Origin of the sequence: Alkalihalobacillus sp. FSL W8-0930, assembly GCA_037965595.1 — a bacterium.
Classification (GTDB): domain Bacteria; phylum Bacillota; class Bacilli; order Bacillales; family Bacillaceae_D; genus Alkalicoccobacillus.
In genome coordinates, this window is the sequence record CP150183.1 from 642,829 (window position 1) to 665,993 (window position 23,165).

The following is a 23,165-nucleotide window of genomic DNA, read 5'->3' on the forward strand; positions in this document are numbered from 1 at the left end:
AGATGAAATTGGCGATTTTAAATTCAATGGTTGTAACCAATCAAGGGTATTACAAAGCGGAGAAGATCACGCTGCTTGAAGCGAGGAAAATCATGTTTGATCATGAAACCGACTATGAAAGCTACGTGGGGCATGAAGCGTCATCAAGAGTGCTTGAAGAATTACTCGGCTTTCCCGTTCCAGTTAATAGGATTCGCTTTAAACAGAATCGTTTTCAACGAGCGATATGTTTTAAGCTGTATGACCGTTATCAAGAGTATCAGCGATTAAGTAAAGAGGAATTACACCACGTGAAATATGACTTTTATCTCCTGACACGGATCGATTAGAAAGGAGGATTAATGTGAAACGAAAACTACTATTGTTAGGGGGGGCGATATTGCTTCCCCTTTTTCTTGTGTTCGCAACGTTAGGTGTAACGTATGCCGAAGATGAAGAAGAACCACCGCAAGGGTCAGAAAATATGTCCGATGTGAATATCGAAAAAAAAGGGGGCGTCGAGTTAGACATCAAACGTTACCCCTTAAATCGATATTTTGCGAATAATGAAGATCGTAGTCATACCCTACGGGGAGCATTTGTAGGTTTTGCGAATTTAAGTTTTACCATTGGTACGTTTGTAGTTCAAGCTGTTGATAAATCGATGGAAATTATGTATTCGCTTGAACCGATTGAAAAATTTGCTGATCTATTAACGGGCGTAACGTCTACGGTTTATGACACGTTGCAAAAATATTTTGGAGAATTATTCTTCATCATCGCCATTGGATACATGATTTATTTATGTATTGTACGTGGAACTATCAAAGAAGCGGTTAGACGATTTCTTTTATTACTTCTTGTCTTAGTAGTCGGAGGGTACTGGATGATGAATGCAGGGTATCTTCTGAAAAGCATGAATGCGGTATCGGTTGAAGCGCAGGGGTATCTACTAGAAGCAGGGAACGGTCTGATTACCATTGCGAACGGGGATGGCGTGTATGCCGATACAGAAAACATTGACGAAGAAGATAGGCTCAATGGTACAGTGTCCGTCATGCGAAATATCTATTTTGATTTAGCGGTGAAGAAACCTTATCTCATTGCGAATTATGGCACGACAAGCGAGAATTCAGTGAATAACCATGACGCTGAACCGTCCAAACTTCCGGGCGAAGGGCAATATAATCGGGTGGATCGATTGTTAGCTTTTGAGTTAACGAGTGATGGAATGAAAGATCGAGATGTATATGTAGATGGCGAAATTAGTGAGTTAAACAATGATAACTTAGGATCAGGAAATGTATTTTCACAATTAGGTGTATCGCTACTTGTTTTAGTTGGTGCGATTGGTATAGGTGTTCCATTCTTCCTTTTACCCTTTTTAAATCTTATCTTAGAGATTCTTGCCTTAGCGTTAACGTTTGCGTTGCCATTTGCGTTTATTATGGCTTACATTCCTACCTTCGCTAATTCTGGGTTTAAAGCCATTGGAAAACTCTTAAGTGTATTTTTAATTAAAGCGTTGCTTGGTATTCTGGTGCTTTTCGTCTATCTTCTATGTTTCATCGTGGATACCCTTTTACCACCGAATGGCTTTGCGATGTATTTAGTGAATCTGTTTTCTATGATCATTCTCTTTTTCTTAATGATTAAGAAACGTGATTCGCTTGTTAATTTTATCACGGCTGGTAAGGTTCAATCCGTTGATAATAACATGGTAAAGAATGTTCAACGTGATGTCGTCAATCCTGCGTTACAACCGTTGCAATCAAAGATGGCAGGCTTACGATTAGCTTCCTCTAAGCAGGCAGGACAAGAAGTTTCGCCTTCTTCCAGTGTGAATGCGCCAACTGCCACAAGGGAACAGGCAACTTCCACAGGGAAGAAAGGGGTGGCGAAAGAGGATCGCACGGCGCAGACAAAAGATCATCAGGAAACCCCAACATCAGGAAGCACAGCATTCGTAAAAACGAATAACGAACGTACACCACAACAAGGGAAGCAAACAAGAGCCGAGCCGAAGAAAGAACAGAAGGAGGAAAAACGAAAAGCGAAACAGGGTCAGGATCAACAACACGCTTTAGCTCCTATGTCAGAGAAAGAGATGACTGACCGCCGAGCCACAAAGCAGAACCTACAAACACCTCATACAACACGAAGTAAACAACAGTCGAAGGAAGATCAAAAAGGGTTACAAGCACAGGAACAACAAGGACGAAAAGCAAACACCGTTACGAACTTAGAAGATCATAAGGCGTTGCGTAGTGTACAAAAAGGAGATTCGTCTCATAAACAACCATCAAAAGAAACGAAACAAAATAGAACGAGCCAAATTCATCAAGATGCTTTAAAGCCGAAGGAACGTGAGATAAAAACACCTACTCAAAGAGAAGTAAAATCGAAGGGAACACGTACAAAGCATTTAGAAGAATCATTACAGCCGAAAGAAAGAGAAAGAGATTCTAAACCTTCGGTTCAAACGTTCTCTAACCATTCACAAGCTAGAACAACCACTAATCATTCTACCAATCAACCACAAGTGACGAAGCAAAATAAAGGTCTTCATCCGAAACACGATCAAACGAAACAACCTTCTCAATCTGTTAAGAAGGAAACAGACTCCGAGGGAAGCTCTCAACGTGAGAAACGAAACCAATCTTCTTCAACAATTGAGAGAAAAAGTACTAACGAACGATCACAACAAGCGTTACACGCCATTGAAAAAGAAAAAGATCGCCATAGTCGTAGAGGGTAGGACATCTTAGGATGTCCTTTTTTTGTAGGAAAGGAGAAGTGACATGAAAAAACTAGGTTGTCTGTTTCTTATACCCGTTGTCGGTATGGGTCTATTATTTTTAGGAATTATGATGACCATTACTGGTGAGAATGATTCAAGTGCAAACGAAGATATGAGAGATGAAGAATTCACCTATGACGGTGACTATCGATTTAATGGCGTTAGTCTTGAGATTGAGCGGTATCGACCTTTCTTTGAAAAATACGCCAAGGAAAATGGAATTGAAGATCATACTGAAATCTTAATGGCAATGACCATGCAAGAAAGTGGAGGACGATTAGCAGACGTTATGCAGAGTTCAGAAAGTCTAGGATTGCCTGTTAATACGATCACTGATCCCGAAGAATCGATTCAGCAAGGGGTTTACTATTTTTCAACCGTTTTAGAATCAGCGGGCGGTGATACAAAACTAGCGTTACAAAGTTACAATATGGGACATGGTTTTATTGATTATGCGAAGGAACATAACAACGGGGAATATAGTCAACCTTTAGCACAGCAATTTTCCGATCATATGAAACAACGGTTAGGGTGGAATGTCTATGGCGATCCCAATTACATTGACAATGTGTACAGATATTTAGATACGAATGAACCTGACTATGCAAGGGGAGGAAATTCTGAATGGACGCTGCCATTAAAAGAGATACGTATAACCAGTGAATTTGGTCCACGTACACACCCGATCACAGGGGAAGTCAATTCGTTTCATGGTGGGTTAGATTTTGGATGTACACCATCTGACGATATCTTAAGTGTGAAAGATGGCAAAGTCGTTGAAGCGATTCATAGTAACATTGGATACGGAAATTATGTCACGGTGAAGCATGGTGACAATGAGTTTAGCCGATACGCTCATCTGACATCCATTGGTGTACGAAATGGTCAATCTGTGAATCAAAGGGATGCGGTTGGAAAGTGTGGAACAACAGGATCAAGTACAGGGAATCATCTTCATTTAGAACATATGACCGAGTTAGGGCAACCGCATCATGCGAAAAAAGATCCAAGAAAAACGCTTGGATTATAGGAGGTAGAAAAAATGAAAAAGCAACTGATTGCAGGGTCTATACTAACAGGCGCACTGGTGGTCTATTTACTGATTCAGAACAGCCATTTGAAAAATGAAAATCAGGTATTAATAGAAGAAAGTCATGCCGAAGATCAAGAAATCGTCGTGCCATCTTTTTATGAAGAAGCGAAAACGTCTGCCCAGACATTTATTGAAGGTTATTTTGATTATGAAGATCAACCTGTGAAAGAGAACGTGGAATCTTATGTCACAAAAGAAGTGTTAAGTCAATTACAGTTTAATACCCATGAGGGACTAGAAGGGAATGAAAATTTACACGTTTCCTCTAGCGTCGAAGATTTATCAATTTATTTCGGTCAATCATTAAAGGATCGTCAAGAATTACTTGTCTTATTTACAAATCGAATTTCGTTTAACGATGTAGATAGTCGAGCGCAAACGATTATGAAACTAAATATGATTGAACAAGAAGGGGACTGGAAAGTGCATGAATTTTCGTTTACTCAATACTAGCTTGAAAAAACAGTCAATGATCGGTAAGATAAAAGATAATAGGAAATTATATGGTAAAAAGGAGGGATATACGTGAAGAAGTTAAGACTTACTTTATGGATGATTCCATTGACCTTACTATTGATTGCGTGCGGTAATGGGGAGTATGACCAAGCTATTGATGATGTTATCGAATTTCATCATGATACTAGAAATGGAACGTTTTCCAGTACCTATGAGTATGAGAAAAGAGAAAATGGTAATATCGTTGTACATGATAATGGTAAGTATATCTTTCTTTCATTTTATGATCCTGAGAACGATATGAGAGAAGGGAATAAATACTATTATGAACGAGCAGGTGAAAGTTGGAATAAACTTGAACAATTTGAAGGGCAAGCAATGATAGGTAAGACGCCTGAATATCAAGAACAATTAGGAGAAGAAGTTTGAAACCTAATACAAAAAGTAGTAGAAAACTAGATGTATAAATAAAAGCCAAATACTCTTTTTTATTTGGCTTTTAACTGAGATTAATTCATGTCTAATATGTAAAGCGAGTTTAATAGAGATCTATTATCCTCATTAATATCTTGTAAAATGGGCTTATCTAAATTTATGAAATTGTAATCCTCAGTATTATTAATATACTGTATATTCTCCTTAATAATTGAAAAGAAGACTTGATTATTAATAGACAAATAGTATTTTGATAGAAAACTAAACATTTGTTGCTTTAAGTTAATAGCAGTTTCATTCTTTATAAATGAATCCATTGCAAATGGTAGATTGTACGGAGAGAATTGACTTATTAAATTTGCATATAGAGTATACAGTGCTAACATTTTTTTATTTGAGTCAATTCCACTACCTGTAACTTCTTTGAAAGTATAAAATTTGATATCATCAAGTTTAATATCCTTAAAGAACCTCTCGTACTCATTGATCAATTCATCGTAGCTTTTTTTTATGGTTTTCTTTAGTTCAGAGCCTCTTTTTTTCTCCTTAATAATATCTTTTCTGAGGTTACTGATATTAGATATCAATTCGTTTTTATCGTAAACTAATTCTTGTTCAATTTTAAAATACTTATTATTGAATTCTTGTTTAACTCTATCTTCTATATAATAATTTAAATCAGTGTATTGTTTATTTTTTTCTGTGATGTCCTCTAATCTAGAACCTTCTAATAATAGATTGTTCTTTCTTTCAATTATCTCTTTCAATTTCAATTCATAATTCTTCTTAGATTTCTTGTTTAAATCTAATTGCTCATTTATTTCAAGGTTATTATTTCTTAATTTTAATCTTGTTAAGGACTGTTCTTTAGTAAGTTTTGAGTTACAGTGAACACAAACGTGTTTAATTTCTATAAATTTCTTTCGATATTCTTGTTTTAATTTAGTAAGTTCGCTTATTTCTCTGTTAGCGTTATTAATTTTAGTTTCTATACTCAATTGATCTCGATTTATCTCTGAGATATTGTTACTAATGTTGTTTATCTTGCTTAAATGGTAATTAATTTGATCTGAATTTAATATAGTATCACTTTGAATATTTTCGTTGTGATCTATTTTATATACAGGTGGTGTAAACTGTAAATTTTCATTCTGAAGGAGTGCGAAAGCTTCAATTTTCTTAGTGACATTATTAAGATTTCCTTCTAAATTGTTCTTTTCTATTTCTAAATTAACTATTTTATTATTATTAATGCCAAAAAAGAAATCTATAACACTGGTCACTGTATTGCTATATCGAGAAAAGGAGTCAGAGGTTTTACTAAAAATGAAACCATTCCAAGATTTATCTTGATCAATATAAAACGGTAGTAAAACTTCACTTGAATACACATCAACTAAAGATTTACTTTTCTTATCTTTTAATTTTATGTTTAAGGAAATAAACTCTTGCAACCATAAAGAAAATTCCTTTTCTGTTAGAATTTCATTTTGTTCGTCTATATAAAATAAATCTTTTTGTCTAGTAATCAAATGGGTTCGATTATTTTTTGACACTTTAATTTGAAAAACCATTTGTTTAGAATCCCACCCAGTAGGCCAAACTTTAATGTTAAAACCCAAGCAATAATAAATGGATTTCATTAAACTTGATTTTCCAATGGTATTAGTTTCACTTACTAAAATATTTGTTTGATCAGTGAAATTGTACTTATTAATTTTCTGGTTAATGTAATCATAAATAATGATATAATTTATAATCATTTTAAAAATCATCTCCTAACTCGCTAAGACTCTCTACTCCGACAGATATAAGTATAAAAAGATCAGGTTCCTTTGCTTCGAAATTTTTAATTAACCTATTTATTACGTCTGTATTCGTTTCAAATAAATACATTGGTGTTTGAAAATGAGCTCTTAAAAACTCTTTCATTTCTTCTTTTAAACTAGATTTGTTCAATTCTATTTTTAATCGTTCTTTTTTTATTTTTAAATTAGCGGCATGGTTATAATTTAACGAGTCTAGAATATTGTCAAATCCATCTAATGATTTACAAGTAATAAAAAGTTGTTTGAGGTATTCAGCAGTAATAGATTTTATTTCTTTATTAACACCTTCACTTAGAATTTCCTCAGCTTTTTGATCAATGGTCAAAGATAATTCTGCTATTATATTTCTTCCTCTTTTATTATCAACGGATATATCATTATCACCGAGAGAACCAATAAGGTATTTTTCGGCTTCTATTAAATTAGTACTTATAGGAGGGATTATAATGAAAAACTTATTAATCCTTTTTGCTATGTCATTTGGCAATAACGCAATTATGTTTTTTTTTGCATCTGCATTTAATGCATACATTTCTGTACAGATAGTTCCTGGTTTCTTTTTAACAAGTTTTTTAGAATCAGTAGATCCGAATTCTTGAACTATTAATTTATATGTATCATCTGATAAACCAGATCTTAAATTTTTTTCGAGTATTGACTCTTTTAACTCTTTATCTTCAGTGTTATTTTTAGGCTTTGTTGTAATGGTTTTAAAGGTATGTTTCTGTTTCTTAACCTGGATTAGTGCACGGTAATCAGTATCCTCCGCAACTATATCATCATCCGATTCAATATAAATTCTAAAGTTATCTTTATGAAAGTTATTGATAGCTAAAAGAATCAAATTAGCTTTTTGATAGTTGAAACCTTTGATTGCTTCAGCTCCGCCATTTTCGTAATTATCCTTTATCATTATATTACCTCCTAACTGGGGTGATTCATTAGTGCTATACTACATGATTTTATTTGAAAAATATGTCGAAACATGTATTTATTATTGTTTATATGCTAAGTTATCACAGGAAAAAGTAGGACAAATGACAATTAATAGTTTATAATAAGTAAAAAGTAGTGGGTATTTTAGTATGATTTTAATTATAGTAGATTGACTAAGAATTTTCTTGTAGATGAAGGGAGGATGAAAAGTGTCTAAGTATTATGCTGTTAAAAAGGGAAGAAAAATTGGTGTTTTTAGTAATTGGGAAGAGTGCAAAGTACAAGTAAGTGGTTATCCTAATGCTGTTTATAAATCTTTTAATACATATTTAGCAGCGAAAGAATTCTTAAATGAAGGTATATCATCAAAAAATATCTCATCAAACGATAAGAAAGTAAGTAGAATACCCGATGTTATAGCCTATATTGATGGAAGTTATGATCACAGTAAAAAAATGTATAGTTATGCTGGTATTCTTATTACAAAAGATAACGTTAAGACTAACTTTGCCTACACTGACTCTAATAGTTCCCATATTAGTTTAAGAAATGTGGCAGGGGAACTTAGAGCCGCTATGCATTCAATAAAATTGTCTTTAGAGAATGGAGCTAAGTCAATAGAAATTTATTATGATTATGCGGGTATTGAAGAATGGGCAAATGGTAATTGGAAGGCTAAGAATTTTTTTACTCAAGATTATGTGAAGTTTATAGACGAGATGAGATTAAATATTGAAATAACATTTAATAAAGTGAAAGCTCACTCTGGAGTTAAATATAATGAAGAAGTAGATTTATTAGCAAAAGAAGCTATTAAGAACAACGAACCTAGACACCAAGTTCAATTGCTACAAGAAGTATCAATTAAGGGTGAGAAAAACCAAATTGATATTTTTAATGATTTGAAGTCCACAAAAAAAAGAGTTAGTTTAAACCTTCTTGTAGAAGATGAAGTTTATGATAATGATAGATTATATGATATTTTTAAATCATTATGTAAAGAAAAAGGATTAAAAATGAAAGATATTGAAGGATTTATAACAGTTTTTGATTTCGATAATAAACAAATACTTTTTAAAGTGGAAGCTTTAGGAACAGTGGAAGTTATGAGATATGAAATCTGAAAGGGGAAATTCTAGTGGCTAAAAATATATACATTAACAAGGGACAGTTAGAAAGAATAATTATCGATAATTCTAATTCATATAGTATGGAGTTAATAAATGATTCTCAAGGTTTTTATAAATACTTTATTGAGAAAGATGAAGTGAGATTTATCTTATCAGTTTATTACACGAAAAAGAAAGGTACTACTATACTTGCTAGCTGTGAACATGGTAAAGAATTAGAACAAATAATTGTAAATGCTGTGGAATATAAAGATGTTAGAAGTGGATCTTTTAGTGCTCAAATGTCAAAGGAATTTTTCAATTCTATTATTGACTTATTAGGCACGTTACCTAATATTAATGTTACAGAGCCTGATGATAAGGGACAAAATGGCATAATAATAAAGATAAGTACTGATTTTGGTGATTCTGCTACTTTGACTTATTTCACTTCAAAAAGTAAAATGTTATATCAAGGCTTGTTTATGAAACTTTATGCTATAATAAAATCATATTTGTTGACATTGCAGAATAATATTTCAGAGACCGAGTTTAATGAACCTACATTAGATGTAAAAGTGCAACAACATATAAATACAAACTTTCCTAACGGTTGGAACCTTTTAGAACCTGTATTAAAAGGTCTAATTAAAGATAGCTTTTCATTAGTTGAAGAAAAAAGAGAACTCAGTGATTATGCTGCGTGTGTTATGCCCATAATTAGGGTATTAGAGTATAGAATAAAGAAAGTATGTTTAGACTATGGAATAAACATAAACGATAAAAAAGGTTTTAGATACATCAATGATTCCAGTAATCCTGATTCCACAAGACCGATATTTATTGTAAGAGATGATATCGTAGAAAGCGTTAATACAGAAATTACAAGTATGCCTGAAGAAGCTAAAGAAACTATAATCCAATGTTATGACTTTTTACGTAAAAATCGACATGAAATGTTCCATGCTACACAGATTTTGTTAGGTATGAAATTAGTTGGTACAAAAGATGAAGCATTGAATATGATAATAGAAACTTCAGCAAGAATTGAAGAGTCTCTAACTATTAAAATTGCTTAAGGGAGTGATTAACATATGAAGCTATACAACGTTTTAGACTTGAAAAGCGATCAGCGTAAAATTATTGTAGCAACTTCATATGTTAGTCCTCTTTCTAATATAATTGAGGTTGAAAACGAATTAAAGAAATCTTATTATAAGGGTGAAATATTATTTGATCTCTTATTATCAAATGGCTTTGCACAAAACAGGTTTTTAAAAGCAGTTTTTGATGGCGAGAAAATAAGTCTTAATACATTAGAAATTTCACCTAAACTATGTGGCAGTATTCTCGATGAAATATATACTTATTTTTATGAAAATCCAAAGTTCATTAATCAAAGTAGTTTGTCAGAGCCTCAAAAACAGATTATATTAAAGAAAGTTTTAATAGGAGAAATGCCTGTTAATTTATAATATGAAAAATAACTACCATGGCATTATGTCATGGTTTTTTATTAATTATGTTTCAAATAACATTAGAAATCGTAGAAGGTAAAGCTCCTCATTATCAAGTTAGTTCTTCTGTTGATATTGACCACTTCTCACGAATTTTAGCGTCCACTTTAAGTAAAAAATTTATTGTTTCATCAACGATATTCACAAAAAATTCAACGAATATATAATAATCTTCCTGATCCATTTTTGAAGATATTACATATCTCTTCTCGTTTATTAATAACTCCTGAACATAATTATTACTATGAGTAAAATCATTTCTTAACTTCCAAAGTGCTTCAAGTTGCTTATGAAGCTTGTCAGAAGAAAATTCTTTTGGTAAACCTATAAAATTACTGTAATTTTTATATTTTTTATGCCACAGCATACCTAAAGTCTTATAGTCAGTTACCTTATTAATGTATTTTTCTCTAATATCCTCTATATCATTAAAAGTAACAATATCATTTGCAGTAAAAGTTATTTTTTTATCGGATAGACCCTTATTTAATAATGAATAATTATTTTTCATGCATGAGTTTAAAGACTCTTTTAAGAAAGCTTCTAGATATACGGTGAAATTGATTGTCGCGGTTCTTATTGAATCAAGGTATACTGAACCTATTAAAAAATCTTGTTCAGTTGTCAACCTATTGTTGATAGAATGAATAGTATCTAATTTATTGTAAATCTGAGATTTCTTAATGATTTTACCCCATTCTAAAAGGTCACTTTGTTTTATTTGACTGTTTAAGGCAATTCTTAATTTTAAAGAACTTAAATTAGTTATAAGTCTCGCACTTGTAGCAGAAATGATCATTTAAACCCCGTCCTTATGCGCTAAAATTTTAAGTAATTAACCCAATTAAACTGCATAGTGTTGCGAATATAATTTTAATTATATCATGTTGTACAATTTGGCTTGTATAAGAGAGGTGGATAAACGAATACTTTATATTTTTTAAGTATAAATGTTCGGTAATAATTAAATGGTTTCTTTCCGATACCTTTCCATAGTATATTTAATTTTAATAAAGTAGCGGTAAATATATATTTATTTATGGATAATATATAGAGAATAAACCCATTATCACCTATACACAAATTTGAGGGCCTAGTGAGGTTAAACTCATGGTGGTTCGATTCCTCTTAACTACATACCACTAGTACCAAAGCTTTAAGAGCTTTGGTTATTTTTTTGGGGGATATATAGGGAAGTGAGCGGACGGTTAAGATTAGTGGCTACTTAAAAAGTTCCTCATAATGGTTTTATTTAGCCTGACCATATGTACAACACCAGAGAATAGTTGCCTTTTTCAACTAATTCATCTATAATTTTAAAAAAGTTGCTTTTGTCAACTAAATTGATGAATATAGGAGTTTTTAATCATGTCAGAACCTAATCTTTCTACAATTGACGGAATTAGAAGATTCAATCGTTTTTACCTAAACTACCAGAGTTTACTCAATCAACATGTGTATGATAACACTTTAACTTTAACAGAGATAAGAATGTTATTCGAAATCAAAGACAAAAATAAATGTACTGCAAAAGTGTTACAAGAAAAATTACAGTTAGATAAGGGTTATGTGAGTAGAGTATTAAAGAGTTTTGAAAATAAGAATATAATCTACAAGGAAAAATGCGAAAATGATAGCCGTGTTTTCTTTCTTCATTTGACACCAGTGGGTCATGATATGTACCAGCGTTTAGAAGTAAAAACGAATCAACAAGTAATACAACTTTTTAAACATATTAATTTGAGAGACCAACAAAAGCTTTTGGAATCAATGGTGACAATTGAAAATATATTAACCAAACAGCATCATGAAATTGAATCGGTCGTTGCTATAAGAGATCATTATACAGATGATGATAAGGAGAAAATGATTGAAAAACAAAGAAGTTTCTATGCAGATAACTGTGGATTTAATGAAGAATTTTTAAAGTATCTCCATAGTACTTTTAAAGTAGATATTGAAAAGATATGGATTGCAGAAGTAGACGGAGAATTTGCTGGATGCATAGGTTTAGTCAAAGAAAATGATACAATAGCTCAATTAAGATGGTTCATTGTTGATACCTCTGTTCGTGGGAAAGGAGTAGGAACAAAATTAGTACAAACATTGCTTAGTTATTGCCGAGACATGCAATATGAGAAAGTGTCTTTAGAAACAGTAAGTCAACTGAAGACGGCTCGGAATTTATATAATAAATTCGGATTTGAGTTAAAAAAAGCAAACCAACAATACATGTGGGGACAAGAACTTGTGAATGAGCAGTGGGAATTAGAGTTAGAAAATCATGAAAATCTTTTAAATACCATCATATAACAATGATGGTATTTAATTTTGGATTATATTAGTAGGTTTTGGGAACATAAAGCTTACCCTCTGTACATTGATATAGATAAGCCACTCGATATCCAATAGTGAGTGGCTTTTTGTCTTATACATATTTGAAATACAATATAAGACCTGAGAAATGAATTACAATGAATATCTTTGAACTTAGATGCATTTTCTAAAATAGATCTAGATTGCCTGTAAAAAGTCCATTGAGAAATACCTCATTCTCATTTATATTTTAATCTTCTTGATTATAATTTCTGCAATGATCAAGTTAACTGTAAATGACAACCATACAGCTAGGGTGTAAGCATGTCCATAATCGAATCCCAACGCATTATGAGAAATAGCTACGACAATATATATTGTCAAGTTAGCGTAAGTTAACATAAAGCTTCGAATCATCCAATTTCTATGTTGACTGATTTGTTTCTTTATAATATAGAGATACCCATTGATTGTAGTCATTAGCCAAAGTGTGTTTAGAATAAGAAAACCTATAATACTAAGGAAGCCACCGTTGGCAAAGAAAGATACATAATATCCTGGTATCATGTTTAATAGTATTGAAAGAATATATATCCTGCCATTCCAACGGTGAATGGTTGGTCTTTTGTTTCTTATTCGTTTTGATAATCCTAGTGGGCCCGTCATTAAAGCGACAACGGCTAAAATAATATGAATTTGTATCATAATCTTCCAAAGGTTCACGTTGGACAAAGTAGCATCTTTATTTCCTAAAAAGGTTGTGAATTCTGGGTCAACTAGAAAGTTTTTTGATACTGTATGAAGAATCCACATAAAAGATATAACAGATAAGGTAATAATGATTGTTTTTCTCTTCATATATGAAAATCCCATCTATTCCGAATCATTAAACTCGTTTTGCGATAACCTTAGAAGAAATGAGTCCGGCTTTCGCTACTCCTTTTAATTGATTCTCTACTTTGTGTACCTCGAATTTTAGTTTTAACGACATTGGCTTTTTGACTTTTTGTGTCCAAGTTATACTTTCTTTACTTACTTGAACATCTTCGAGAAGTGATACATTCGCTTTATCTGAACGGTCAGTGGCTGTACCAGTTAATACTCCGTCTTTATTTATAAATGTATAGATAAGCTGCATTTTACCGACAGGTGTTGATATCGACACTTCCCAATCACCTAAAAGATCGTGTTGATCTAGATTTTCGGTTTTCTCTTCTTGATGAAAGACACTTTCTTCTTTTGGGGTCTCTGATAAAATTGGTTCGACTCCTTCATTTTTCCATACAGTACCTCTTTTTTCGTATTGAAAGAATTGTTCAACTTCGTGTGCAATGCGTGGGCCAAGTTCTCGTTCAACTACATAAATCGCTAAATCCAATCCGGAAGTTACCCCAGCACCTGATATGATATCTCCATCATCTACTACTCTTGCATTTATTGGAATGGCTCCAGTAGCAGATAATAAGTCCATTCCCATATAATGGGTAACGACATAACGACCTTCCAGTACTCCAGACATAGCCATAATTAATGAACCGCCACAAACAGATGTCACTAACATTTCGGGATCATTAATAGCTTCGATTATTTGTTCTCTCAGTCCTGTTTCAGAAGCTCTCTTTAATTTCATCGGAACAGAATCTGGATCATTTTCATTTACACTCCCAGAAGCACCAGGGATTAAAACGATACCTTTTTTTGATAAATCCAGTTTATGGCTCACAGTGAGAGGATAATCGTTAATTCCACTTAACACGTGTTCTTTATCATCAGCTCCGACAAACTCAACCATGATATCCTCCGAAGTATACATTGCAGCTGCACTAAAAACTTCGTAGGGAGCAATGGCGTCTAATAAATCTACACCTTCAAACAAGACAATTTGAATATTCATTATGGCACCTCGTTAGTAGATAATTTTAGACCGAACCGTCCGGTCCGATTTGATTATAACAATATAACTACAGGTAATACAATGTTTTTATATTTTTTATTTTTTTGTGAAACCATTTAAAAGAACCTTCACATACTTTATGTTTGAATAAATGTGTTCATTATTTAACGTTAACCTGCTAGTCATTATGGCACCTTCCATTGAAGATAGAATATAAGATGCTAGTGAATCAGGGTCTGTTTCCTGCAAAAATTCTCCACTATCTTTTCCTTCGCTAATAATTCCTGATACAAATTGAATCATTTCTTGAAAAGCCATCGACATGAGTTGTTTTAATTCAGGAAAAGTGGAGTCACTTTCAACAGCAGTATTAAGCAATGGACAACCTCCTTCAATTGGGGGATTGTGGACGGCATCTAAGTAAATTTCTGATAGTGCAATAATTTTTTTCGTTGCAGTGCTTTTTCCTTTAATCGCTTCTTTCATATACGACCAAATGATCAATCCTGCTTTCTCATAAGCAGCTAAAGCAATATCGTTTTTATTTTTAAATCTCCGATATATAGCTCCCTTAGGTAATGAAGTAATATCCATAATATCTTGAATGGATGTTTGGTGAATTCCTTTCGTATTAAATAAAAATAACGACTGATCGAGAATTAAATTATACGTATCATCTTTTTTATTCATAGTGATTGCCTCCAATTTAATAGTTTTCATTCTGTAGATCTGAATTTATCCATGCTTAATTCTAATCATTCAGTCTGATTGTTACAAGTATACAATAGTTAATCATTATATTAATCCTAATGAGATTAACAGAAAACGAATAAAATATGTGTATCTTAAATTGTTATTCGGGATTTATGAGTGGGGTACCAGTATAAAGGTTCTCCAATTGGCTAAGGATAAGGGGATTTTAACTTCACCAAATCTTCACCACAATTTCTGAAAATGAATGATTTTATGTGAAATAGGTGTAAGTGGGTGTAAGTAGTATGCGTGATTGCAAGAGATAACACGTTTCCACGTCATTGAGGGCTTAGTGAGATAAAAATCGTGGAGGTTTGACTCCTCTCAACAGTATATCAGAGTACAAGTACCAAGGCTTTAAGAGCTTTTGTACTTTTTTATGATAAAGTTTATTCGGTATTAAGAATAGTGAGAATACAAAGTCTAGTTTTATTTATAAAATTTCTATAAATAATTACTAATAACCATAGACTAACACCTTACTATATATTAATATATTTCATTTGTTGAAGTATTTTACATAAAATTGAATATTATGGAGGATAATAATGAAAAAGTATCTAGGAGCTTTGTTGGTGGCACTTGTAACAGCTATACCTATGGGGTATGCTAATGCTGAGGAGAATGACTCAGTAATAATAGTTAATAAGTTTGATAATGAGATTGAAGTTAATTTTGAAGAAAATATTGATATTGATCAAATTACTGATTCAATGTTGCAGACAATCGTTGATCAAAGTGCAGACTTAAACGATGAGAGCGACAGTGTTACGATCCATAGTATTGATGATGGCGATGAAGTTGATGAAGTTGATGAAGTTGATGAAGTTGATGAAGTTGATGAAGTTGATGAAGAATACTTTGACGAAATTAGTAACATTGATAACGATAATACTTTTAATTTAATGGCAGCAGCTACTTGGAATGTCACAAAAAAGGTTACAGGCTCTAAAGTAAATGGATATGCTAAAGAAATTATAAGTGTGCCAAGAGGAGCAACAACGACATTGACTTCTAGTTTTAGTATATCAAATAAGAGAACTGTTTCTATATCGGGTGGAGGCTCATTTCCTTCAGGGCTTAGTGGAAGTCTTACTTCAGGTATGGAAAGTACAAAAAGTAAAACAATTACTGTTAGTAGAAAATTTACTGGACCAGACAAAAATTCAAAATTTAATACTACTATATACTATGTAACGCCTTTTCGTGACACTGGAACATGGTCAGCTTATAAAAGTAACAAGAAAAACAAGAAATATACTGGTAGTTGGTCGCAACCTGCTAAAAGCGGAGCGTTTGTAGAGTGGTCTCAAAATTATAAATAAGATACGAGGGAAAATAAATGAACTGGGGTAACGTTCTTAAATTTGGTTTATTAGGTTTTTTTATTGGAGTAGGTATCAGTTTATTTATACCAACTGTATTTATTGATAATGTTCAAAGTGATCCATATATCAGTGTTTTAGATCATTATCCTGTTGGAAAAGTCATTCTGAATATTGCAAGATATGGGGTTATTGGCTCATTTACGTTCATCTGCTTCACTCTTGCCTATCAATTAAGAAAAAAATAAAAAATCTAATTTGAACGTTATTTAAGTTATAATCTGAGATTCTCGTGGGCGCAAGTGAGTGCAAGTCGTATGCGTATTTACAGGAGATAGCACGTTTCCATGGAATTGATGCCTTAGTGAGGCTTGTAGCCTCTTAACCGAATACTATAAGTACAGGGATTTTAAAAGCTAAGCATTGTTAAAGCAGTAGAATTATAAAAAAAGGTCAAACTAATTAGCTTGACCTTTTTTCTTAGATAGTTTGAATTGAACAGTTCCTCTAGAAAAACCATTAAACCTAAGGCATCAACTTAATGTGAATAGGCGTGTAGGAAATACTAAAAGTAGTCTATAAACACGTGCACGAATAACTCATTAATTGATAATATAATTGCTCATTTGTAATTGACAAAAGAGTCTCCATATTTACTCCATTAAAGAAAGAAATATTAATAAAGATATGGAATTAAAACAAAAAGATGTACCTATACAAAGGTTTTGTAACTCTTATTACCCTTTCTCGTCATTGAGGGCCTAGTGAGGTTAAACTCGTGGAGGTTCGAGTCCTCTCAACCGCATATAGGTGAAATCGAGTAGTAGCAAGGCTTTCGGAGCTTTGGTGCTATTTTTTTTGCGTTCTAAAACTGGAGAGTATCCAAAATTCTTTCCACATTCTTTCCACGCATGTTTTGGTGCATGAAAACGAAAATCTGTAATGTTCGGTTTTTGCATTCAGTACTTTGCATTTTTATATAGCACCAGATATGAGTCAACATTATTTACTTTGCTCAACAATTCCTAAGGATTATAATGTTCAAAAAGGTAAATGCTATTTTTTATGGGGTGAGATCTTGTATGTCTCTATTTATCAGTATAAGCGGTCTAGTTTAGATTCACTATTTAACTTTCCAATTAAGACTTCTCAAAATAACTTTATTGAGCTTTCTTCTTATAGGAGTAATGATGTCTCTTCGGAGTATTATTATGACAATATGCTAACTAAGCTAATAGAATCTAGTAATGATAGTTATCCTATAAAGTTATATGTAGAGCTTTATCAGGAGATTGATGAGGAGCTTCTTAATAATAAGATTAACTTTATGGTCTTATGTGAGTCATATGAAAAAAAGCTCTACTGTTTAAATATCTGTAATCGAGATGAATTAAAGTCTTCATTAAAGTTTTTTTATCAATCAGGCATGGATTCTTTGTTTAACACTATCACTAAGTCAGACCAAAAAGTTCATATTACAATTAAAAATCAAATTGTACTATTTGCGGACCAAGACCTCGAAATTCCATGTTTTAGCTTTACGCATGATTTACAAGGTCTAATATTATTTGGACAAGAAAAATGGACAAGTGAGGATTTTGTAAAGAAAGAACTACTTGGAGATAGTTTAGTAATAGAAGAAGTCGATATTCTTTAATAGAACAGTATGATTTAATGAGATTCATTAACCTAGTGAGTGATTTACTTGCTAGGTTTCTTTTAACCGTACCATAAGGAAAAGTAGCTCTCTGCATGTATTAAGATGATTGAATTGATAAAAGAGGATTCTAGAAGCTGGAATGGATCATACCTTCAAGAGTATGGAGTAAGTCGGTTATGTTATGTTTTAATCATTAAATTACTATTTATAGTCTCTAAAGATGAGCTTTAGTGAATGGAGTGACACAATGAAGAGCAATCTATTTAAACAATTTTTTTTGACAATAGTATCTGCTATAATTACAACTTTTCTGTTAGCATTTATTTATGTTTTATTTACTCAGGTTTATAGATATTTCAATAACTCAAGCGAAACATCTGATATTATCTATGAATTTCTATTACTTAATATGTTAATAATTCCATTTGTAATTGGTTTGTTTATTATAATTTTTTTGGTTTACAAGATCCTCAACTGGTATGATACTCGGAACAAAAGCATATAAATTCTGAAAATCTTGAGGTTATAATCAATCAGATTATTGAAACCCCCCTCTTATCTAATAGGGGGGATGTAATAATGTTAGATTACTAGAAAAGATAACTTCATTCTTTACTTCTTTGCAACAGCTCCATGTTGAATCAGTAAGATTGATGATGCTATTCCAATAAAGTTAAGTATGACTCCAATTGGTACAAGGATGAATACCAGTATTGTTGGTAAATCCATCAAGGAGGGAAGGATGCTAAGCGGCATACCAATTAATAAAGTGATTAAGACGTTTCTAAATAAATTCTGCTCCTTCATTATGAGTAGCTCCTTAGATTAGTTATGAGTACGATTTAAAGCTAACGTAGCTATTCATTTTCTTTCTCAAATACTATAATTTCCACTATCCAAAAAACCACAATAATAATTATCATGCAAACTGAGAAAGTGGTACTAGAAAAGTTGAAAACATTCTTTGCAATTAACAAAAGAATTAATAAAGGGAAAACAGTAAGAAATCTAAATTTTAATCTTTTTATAATGACCATGCCTTTCAATTTAACTTTCACTTTCTAATTATATCAAAAAGATGAATTTATTAGAAGTTTTTAAACACATTACGAGATTTAAGGAAGTTCATAAGAATGTCGTCCATATTTTTTGTGAATTTTCCAAGCCAGATCAGGTGTCCCATGTACCAGTTTATAACTAGTATATCCTTCTTCTATGTGAGAACAGTAACAAGATTAGCTACTGAGAACCTTGATATACTTTAATTGGGAATTTTAGATATTATTTAACTTGATCATGATATACTATATAAAAGTTACTTAAAGGGGAGTAAATAAAGATGGCACCTAATAAAGAATTTAAAGTGCATATTACTGCTGCTCTGATAGCGATGTATCCAATGCTCATTCTTTCAATCGCTACACTTATCTTTGCCTTAATTAATAGTGACCTTTGGTTATTTAGTTTTATAGGAATCTTTTATTTCATGCTGTTTAGAGACATCGATCAAATAAGAGCAGCTCATCTAAAGAAATACTTACTTAACTAACGACGTGGTCACGTCGTTTTTTTGATTGCCTGTTATGACCAAGAAGAATTTGCCGAGACAAAAGAGCTTAAGAAGGGGGATGCATAAGCAACTAGGGTTCTAATTTCACTAGGGACGAAAATATAGCGTTGTAAAGAGTCCATAATCTAAATAAAAAGCCCTCAATATAGGTTGAGAGCTTTGAGTTTATTTCTGTTTGTGCACTACACGAGTACCACAAATGAGGTCATGTAAGGCTTTCTTATCTTTAGTAAAACCAGCCATGAGATAACCGATCATTAAAGTAAACGTAGAGATCATGTAAGCGAAGTATCGACCAATGGATCTGCCAATACCAATTTGTTTGTTATCAAGGGTTAGTACTTGAATACCTAATATTAGTTTTCCAGGAGAAGCCTTAAGTTTGCTTGCAGTAAAGATGACGATGAATACTGCAGAATAAATAAGTATGAAGATATCTAATGTTGTAGAATCCTCAAAATTAATTGATGGAGCTTCAAGAACGAACATTAATAGTACACCAATTACTCCCATTATTAACCCATCAATTATTGCAGCCATAGCTCTAATCCAAAAGCCTGCCGGTTCGTAGTTCATGGTGCATTCTCTCCTTAACATATGTAATAGATTACAATCTATATTTTACCTTAATATACAATATTCTTAAATACGAAAGAATTGCAGTCTATTGAAGTAGTTCATATGAAAGATTTAGTAGATGACGAAAATATGCAAATAGTTGATAAAGACGAAATTAGTAAGAAGGTAAAAGCAACGAGAAAATTGTATATATGGTTTATATAGTGTTTGGATAAAGATATGTTTCCAGAGGCATTAAGATCTTATGATGCTAATCCATATTGATAGTAGGTTGTTTCAACTAAGAAATCAAAAAAAGCTACAATTAAGTAGCTTCTAGTTTCGTTTTTTAGTTTAAGATCACATTCACTTATCCAACTTCTCTGCACCCATCCCAATTCTCTTTAACAGGTCAATCAGTTCGTTTTTTTCTTCATCAGTTATGAATGAAAGGTTTTCAGAGATGGTTGCTTTGTGTTGTGGGAAGATGTCATCAAATAAGGCTTTGCCTTCTTTTGTTAGCATGACATCAAATGTTCTTTTGTCGTTAGGGTTGGTTTGTCTTTCTACTAATCCCTTTTTCTCTAGCTTATTAACGACATAGGTGATGCTACCACTTGGGATAGAGAGAATCTCACTGATTTTTTGAACCGGGTGAGATCCTTTACTGTAAAGTAATTCAAGAACAACAAAGTTTTCATTACTAATTTTATGACGTTCGATATCCTTTTGGATGTTATCAAAAACAGCTTTTGAAGCTTTCATCCACACACGAATCACTTTTAAGTCGACATTATTCTGATCTTCCATTGTCAACCTCCTATAGGTATAAGGTTATCTAGGTTTTCTATATAGAGGATAATCGACTTCGGTCGGAATTTCTATCAATACCATGCGAAGTGCTTTTTCGTTAGTCTTAAATGTGTATGTTTCATCCTTCTCTGATTGAATGATGAAAAAATCCTTATTCTCAAATGAATCCCCTAGATCATTAATCATACCACCATTCCCTCTAATTGCTAGTCCAGCTAATGTGCGATTAGGTGAAAGCGTGTGCGAGTAAACAGCACCACTCTTGACTTCAATATCATACATCTTAACATCTGTAACGAGATTGATGGGTGACTGAGCACCAATGATTGTCTTAATTGTTACATCTTTTTCTGTTGTGATTGGAAAATCTTCATGTACATAATTTGCGTAAGTCGGTGTTCTTTGTATTGCTTGGCTTAAGTGTGGTTCAAACCAAATTTGGAATCCCTCTGCTGGTTCTAGAACAGATTCGGCATGCTGTATACCAGAGCCTGTTTGCATAACTTGCGCGCCGCCTTCATCCATGATGCTATCCGTACCAAGTGTGTCTTGATGACGCATTTTGCCCTTAATTGAATAACTTACGATCTCAAAGCCTTGATGAGGATGAAACCCAACGCCACCTTCTCCATCAGATTTTGCCCATGCCCAGTAGAATAAAGGTCCTAACCGATTAATGACTGAACCCTCTCCAGAAAAGCCAATCGGTTTCTGTTCGGTTATTTTTCCATGATCAAACTGCCCATTGCCTTGATCTTCAGGTTTAACAATTCTTATATTCATTAGACACGCTCATTTGTTTTTATACCAATGATCCAACATTAAGTAGTAAGACAATTAGACCAAGAACAAATAATACGATAGGCATCATGAGTTGACTCGCGGAATCTTTTATTTTGATGTGTGTGAATATCGCACCAAGCATTGTTACAACAACTAATAATCCACCCCAAGCTGCTAACTGAGTATTCCAGATCCCTACGATTAAGATGATTGCAGCAACAACCTCAACCAGCCCAGTAAAGATTCTAAAGCCTCCCGAATAACCGTATCGACCAAAATCATCAACCATCTGCTTTGAACCGAACTTCATAAATCCAAACATTAAAAACCCTAACCCCAATACCCCTTGAAGAATAATAGACAAAATTGTCATTTACATTCACTCCTATAATCAATTCATTTAATTTATCCTAACCTTAGGACTTTTTTATCCTAGCATTAGGGTAAAAGGTAGTCAAGGATTAAATTTAATGTCTGATATGAGATTTGGGACTTTAAGGGCTGCTTTTATAAAAAGGTTTTAAAGGAGATCTGTAGAAAACTTTAGTTAATGTCTTCAAATAAATGTTTTTTTACATTTTATATTTAATCACTAGGAGGATATCCTGATGACATATGAAGAGGATGAAATACTAGTAGGTGGGAACGTATCGTATCGCTCATCCATTTAGAATAGGAGACCAAAGATGATTGAATTGCGTAAAGTAACTGTGGATAACATAGATGAAGTGACAGCACTTGATGTTGGAGAAGATCAGAAAGCTTTTATAGAGACGAATAACCTTAGAAGTATTGCAGATGCATACGTATTAAACGCAGATGGAATACCAGCGACTCCGTTTGCTATTTATGCTGACGAAATCGTAGTGGGTTTTTTGATGTATATTTATGATACGATTGATCATGAATCTTTTCAAAATGAAGGTTATTACAAACAAAAAACCTATTTTGTTTGGCACTTTATGATTGGCGAAGATTTTCAGGGAAAAGGATATGGCAAGCTTGCCCTTAAAAAGATGTTGGCAGATATAGAAGCTATGCCATACGGAGAAGCAAAAAATGTAGGCCTCTTTTATCATAAGAGTAATGTCGCTGCAAAAAGATTGTACGCTTCCATTGGTTTTGTAGGTACAGGAATCGTACAAGATCAGTCTATTCATGCGATTAAGAAACTCTCTTAGAATGGACATGAAAGGTAATTAAAATGAATTAAATATTATAAGAAATTATCCATAGTACCAAGGCATTCCGAGCTTTGGTGCTTTTAATATTTAAAATCATTAATTTGTGTTACAGCATGTACATCAGGTGTTGATAAGAAACTTGTGGATAAGTAAGT

At 32.8% G+C, this 23,165-nt stretch carries 25 protein-coding genes; 14 read left to right on the forward strand and 11 right to left on the reverse strand.

Annotated elements, in window-relative coordinates:
- The first annotated feature begins 2 nt into the window (after nt 1-2).
- From NSQ54_03400 to NSQ54_03420, 5 genes are all read left to right on the forward strand, one after another.
- Nucleotides 3-329, forward strand: coding sequence for a DUF1874 domain-containing protein (locus tag NSQ54_03400; protein WYP27173.1), 327 nt, complete (start codon nt 3-5; stop codon nt 327-329).
- A gap of 14 nt (nt 330-343) precedes the next feature.
- Nucleotides 344-2,737 (forward strand): hypothetical protein, encoded by a 2,394-nt coding sequence (locus tag NSQ54_03405; protein WYP27174.1) that lies wholly within the window; start codon nt 344-346, stop codon nt 2,735-2,737.
- 43 nt (nt 2,738-2,780) lie between these two features.
- Nucleotides 2,781-3,809, forward strand: coding sequence for a lysozyme family protein (locus NSQ54_03410; GenBank protein ID WYP27175.1), 1,029 nt, complete (start codon nt 2,781-2,783; stop codon nt 3,807-3,809).
- A 12-nt stretch (nt 3,810-3,821) separates the two neighbouring features.
- A complete protein-coding gene (locus NSQ54_03415; protein ID WYP27176.1) occupies nt 3,822-4,325 on the forward strand; it encodes a hypothetical protein in 504 nt (167 codons plus the stop codon).
- A 72-nt stretch (nt 4,326-4,397) separates the two neighbouring features.
- A complete protein-coding gene (locus NSQ54_03420; protein WYP27177.1) occupies nt 4,398-4,757 on the forward strand; it encodes a cystatin-like fold lipoprotein in 360 nt (119 codons plus the stop codon).
- Between the two features lie 80 nt (nt 4,758-4,837).
- Here NSQ54_03420 and NSQ54_03425 read toward each other — a convergent pair whose 3' ends face one another.
- Nucleotides 4,838-6,526 (reverse strand): hypothetical protein, encoded by a 1,689-nt coding sequence (locus NSQ54_03425; protein WYP27178.1) that lies wholly within the window; start codon nt 6,524-6,526, stop codon nt 4,838-4,840.
- A 1-nt stretch (nt 6,527) separates the two neighbouring features.
- Entirely contained in the window at nt 6,528-7,505 is a 978-nt protein-coding gene (locus NSQ54_03430; protein ID WYP27179.1) for a DUF4297 domain-containing protein, read from the reverse strand.
- A gap of 232 nt (nt 7,506-7,737) precedes the next feature.
- On the opposite strand from NSQ54_03430, the gene NSQ54_03435 reads away from it, so the two are divergent.
- The 3 genes from NSQ54_03435 to NSQ54_03445 are packed head-to-tail and all read left to right on the forward strand — an operon-like array spanning nt 7,738 to nt 10,112.
- Nucleotides 7,738-8,652, forward strand: coding sequence for a viroplasmin family protein (locus NSQ54_03435; protein WYP27180.1), 915 nt, complete (start codon nt 7,738-7,740; stop codon nt 8,650-8,652).
- Nucleotides 8,653-8,666: 14 nt separating this feature from the next.
- Nucleotides 8,667-9,716 (forward strand): hypothetical protein, encoded by a 1,050-nt coding sequence (locus NSQ54_03440; protein ID WYP27181.1) that lies wholly within the window; start codon nt 8,667-8,669, stop codon nt 9,714-9,716.
- 15 nt (nt 9,717-9,731) lie between these two features.
- On the forward strand, nt 9,732-10,112 hold the full coding sequence (locus NSQ54_03445) for a type II toxin-antitoxin system RnlB family antitoxin (GenBank protein ID WYP27182.1): 381 nt from the start codon (nt 9,732-9,734) through the stop codon (nt 10,110-10,112).
- Between the two features lie 94 nt (nt 10,113-10,206).
- Here NSQ54_03445 and NSQ54_03450 read toward each other — a convergent pair whose 3' ends face one another.
- Complete coding sequence (locus NSQ54_03450) at nt 10,207-10,953, reverse strand: hypothetical protein (GenBank protein ID WYP27183.1); 747 nt, start codon at nt 10,951-10,953, stop codon at nt 10,207-10,209.
- 569 nt (nt 10,954-11,522) lie between these two features.
- Between NSQ54_03450 and NSQ54_03455 the strand changes: the two genes are divergently transcribed.
- Nucleotides 11,523-12,467, forward strand: coding sequence for a helix-turn-helix domain-containing GNAT family N-acetyltransferase (locus tag NSQ54_03455; protein ID WYP27184.1), 945 nt, complete (start codon nt 11,523-11,525; stop codon nt 12,465-12,467).
- A 246-nt stretch (nt 12,468-12,713) separates the two neighbouring features.
- Here the strand turns inward: NSQ54_03455 and NSQ54_03460 are convergent, their stop codons facing one another.
- The 3 genes from NSQ54_03460 to NSQ54_03470 form a co-directional block, all read right to left on the reverse strand.
- Complete coding sequence (locus NSQ54_03460; GenBank protein ID WYP27185.1) at nt 12,714-13,328, reverse strand: DUF2306 domain-containing protein; 615 nt, start codon at nt 13,326-13,328, stop codon at nt 12,714-12,716.
- Between the two features lie 28 nt (nt 13,329-13,356).
- Entirely contained in the window at nt 13,357-14,364 is a 1,008-nt protein-coding gene (locus NSQ54_03465; GenBank protein WYP27186.1) for a DJ-1/PfpI family protein, read from the reverse strand.
- Nucleotides 14,365-14,460: 96 nt separating this feature from the next.
- Entirely contained in the window at nt 14,461-15,054 is a 594-nt protein-coding gene (locus NSQ54_03470; GenBank protein ID WYP27187.1) for a TetR/AcrR family transcriptional regulator, read from the reverse strand.
- A 611-nt stretch (nt 15,055-15,665) separates the two neighbouring features.
- Here NSQ54_03470 and NSQ54_03475 point away from each other — a divergent pair.
- The 3 genes from NSQ54_03475 (at nt 15,666) to NSQ54_03485 (ending at nt 18,099) form a co-directional block, all read left to right on the forward strand.
- Nucleotides 15,666-16,442: a hypothetical protein gene (locus NSQ54_03475; GenBank protein WYP27188.1), complete on the forward strand. Its 777-nt coding sequence runs from the start codon at nt 15,666-15,668 to the stop codon at nt 16,440-16,442.
- 17 nt (nt 16,443-16,459) lie between these two features.
- A complete protein-coding gene (locus NSQ54_03480) occupies nt 16,460-16,690 on the forward strand; it encodes a hypothetical protein (protein WYP27189.1) in 231 nt (76 codons plus the stop codon).
- A 743-nt stretch (nt 16,691-17,433) separates the two neighbouring features.
- Nucleotides 17,434-18,099, forward strand: coding sequence for a hypothetical protein (locus NSQ54_03485; GenBank protein ID WYP27190.1), 666 nt, complete (start codon nt 17,434-17,436; stop codon nt 18,097-18,099).
- A gap of 615 nt (nt 18,100-18,714) precedes the next feature.
- Here NSQ54_03485 and NSQ54_03490 read toward each other — a convergent pair.
- A complete protein-coding gene (locus NSQ54_03490; GenBank protein WYP27191.1) occupies nt 18,715-18,909 on the reverse strand; it encodes a hypothetical protein in 195 nt (64 codons plus the stop codon).
- A gap of 532 nt (nt 18,910-19,441) precedes the next feature.
- On the opposite strand from NSQ54_03490, the gene NSQ54_03495 reads away from it, so the two are divergent.
- On the forward strand, nt 19,442-19,651 hold the full coding sequence (locus NSQ54_03495) for a hypothetical protein (protein WYP27192.1): 210 nt from the start codon (nt 19,442-19,444) through the stop codon (nt 19,649-19,651).
- A 186-nt stretch (nt 19,652-19,837) separates the two neighbouring features.
- Here the strand turns inward: NSQ54_03495 and NSQ54_03500 are convergent, their stop codons facing one another.
- The 4 genes from NSQ54_03500 to NSQ54_03515 all read right to left on the reverse strand — a co-directional run bounded on the left by NSQ54_03500 (nt 19,838) and on the right by NSQ54_03515 (nt 22,199).
- Entirely contained in the window at nt 19,838-20,248 is a 411-nt protein-coding gene (locus NSQ54_03500; GenBank protein WYP27193.1) for an RDD family protein, read from the reverse strand.
- A 348-nt stretch (nt 20,249-20,596) separates the two neighbouring features.
- Nucleotides 20,597-21,040, reverse strand: a complete 444-nt coding sequence (locus NSQ54_03505) for a MarR family transcriptional regulator (GenBank protein ID WYP27194.1) — start codon at nt 21,038-21,040, stop codon at nt 20,597-20,599.
- A 24-nt stretch (nt 21,041-21,064) separates the two neighbouring features.
- Entirely contained in the window at nt 21,065-21,826 is a 762-nt protein-coding gene (locus NSQ54_03510; GenBank protein ID WYP27195.1) for a pirin family protein, read from the reverse strand.
- A gap of 19 nt (nt 21,827-21,845) precedes the next feature.
- Complete coding sequence (locus NSQ54_03515; GenBank protein ID WYP27196.1) at nt 21,846-22,199, reverse strand: DoxX family protein; 354 nt, start codon at nt 22,197-22,199, stop codon at nt 21,846-21,848.
- 313 nt (nt 22,200-22,512) lie between these two features.
- Between NSQ54_03515 and NSQ54_03520 the strand changes: the two genes are divergently transcribed.
- On the forward strand, nt 22,513-23,007 hold the full coding sequence (locus NSQ54_03520; protein WYP27197.1) for a GNAT family N-acetyltransferase: 495 nt from the start codon (nt 22,513-22,515) through the stop codon (nt 23,005-23,007).
- Nucleotides 23,008-23,165: the final 158 nt, after the last annotated feature.

Bases quoted from the DNA above. Each gene is read 5' to 3' on its own strand.
- NSQ54_03450 (WYP27183.1), bottom strand. From the start codon at position 10,953: ATGATCATTTCTGCTACAAGTGCGAGACTTATAACTAATTTAAGTTCT.
- NSQ54_03430 (WYP27179.1), bottom strand. From the start codon at position 7,505: ATGATAAAGGATAATTACGAAAATGGCGGAGCTGAAGCAATCAAAGGT.
- NSQ54_03460 (WYP27185.1), bottom strand. From the start codon at position 13,328: ATGAAGAGAAAAACAATCATTATTACCTTATCTGTTATATCTTTTATG.
- NSQ54_03510 (WYP27195.1), bottom strand. From the start codon at position 21,826: ATGAATATAAGAATTGTTAAACCTGAAGATCAAGGCAATGGGCAGTTT.
- NSQ54_03475 (WYP27188.1), top strand. From the start codon at position 15,666: ATGAAAAAGTATCTAGGAGCTTTGTTGGTGGCACTTGTAACAGCTATA.
- NSQ54_03465 (WYP27186.1), bottom strand. From the start codon at position 14,364: ATGAATATTCAAATTGTCTTGTTTGAAGGTGTAGATTTATTAGACGCC.
- NSQ54_03425 (WYP27178.1), bottom strand. From the start codon at position 6,526: ATGATTATAAATTATATCATTATTTATGATTACATTAACCAGAAAATT.
- NSQ54_03480 (WYP27189.1), top strand. From the start codon at position 16,460: ATGAACTGGGGTAACGTTCTTAAATTTGGTTTATTAGGTTTTTTTATT.
- NSQ54_03415 (WYP27176.1), top strand. From the start codon at position 3,822: ATGAAAAAGCAACTGATTGCAGGGTCTATACTAACAGGCGCACTGGTG.
- NSQ54_03470 (WYP27187.1), bottom strand. From the start codon at position 15,054: ATGAATAAAAAAGATGATACGTATAATTTAATTCTCGATCAGTCGTTA.
- NSQ54_03400 (WYP27173.1), top strand. From the start codon at position 3: ATGAAATTGGCGATTTTAAATTCAATGGTTGTAACCAATCAAGGGTAT.
- NSQ54_03490 (WYP27191.1), bottom strand. From the start codon at position 18,909: ATGAAGGAGCAGAATTTATTTAGAAACGTCTTAATCACTTTATTAATT.
- NSQ54_03520 (WYP27197.1), top strand. From the start codon at position 22,513: ATGATTGAATTGCGTAAAGTAACTGTGGATAACATAGATGAAGTGACA.
- NSQ54_03505 (WYP27194.1), bottom strand. From the start codon at position 21,040: ATGGAAGATCAGAATAATGTCGACTTAAAAGTGATTCGTGTGTGGATG.
- NSQ54_03455 (WYP27184.1), top strand. From the start codon at position 11,523: ATGTCAGAACCTAATCTTTCTACAATTGACGGAATTAGAAGATTCAAT.
- NSQ54_03500 (WYP27193.1), bottom strand. From the start codon at position 20,248: ATGAACTACGAACCGGCAGGCTTTTGGATTAGAGCTATGGCTGCAATA.
- NSQ54_03445 (WYP27182.1), top strand. From the start codon at position 9,732: ATGAAGCTATACAACGTTTTAGACTTGAAAAGCGATCAGCGTAAAATT.
- NSQ54_03485 (WYP27190.1), top strand. From the start codon at position 17,434: ATGAGTCAACATTATTTACTTTGCTCAACAATTCCTAAGGATTATAAT.
- NSQ54_03410 (WYP27175.1), top strand. From the start codon at position 2,781: ATGAAAAAACTAGGTTGTCTGTTTCTTATACCCGTTGTCGGTATGGGT.
- NSQ54_03495 (WYP27192.1), top strand. From the start codon at position 19,442: ATGGCACCTAATAAAGAATTTAAAGTGCATATTACTGCTGCTCTGATA.
- NSQ54_03515 (WYP27196.1), bottom strand. From the start codon at position 22,199: ATGACAATTTTGTCTATTATTCTTCAAGGGGTATTGGGGTTAGGGTTT.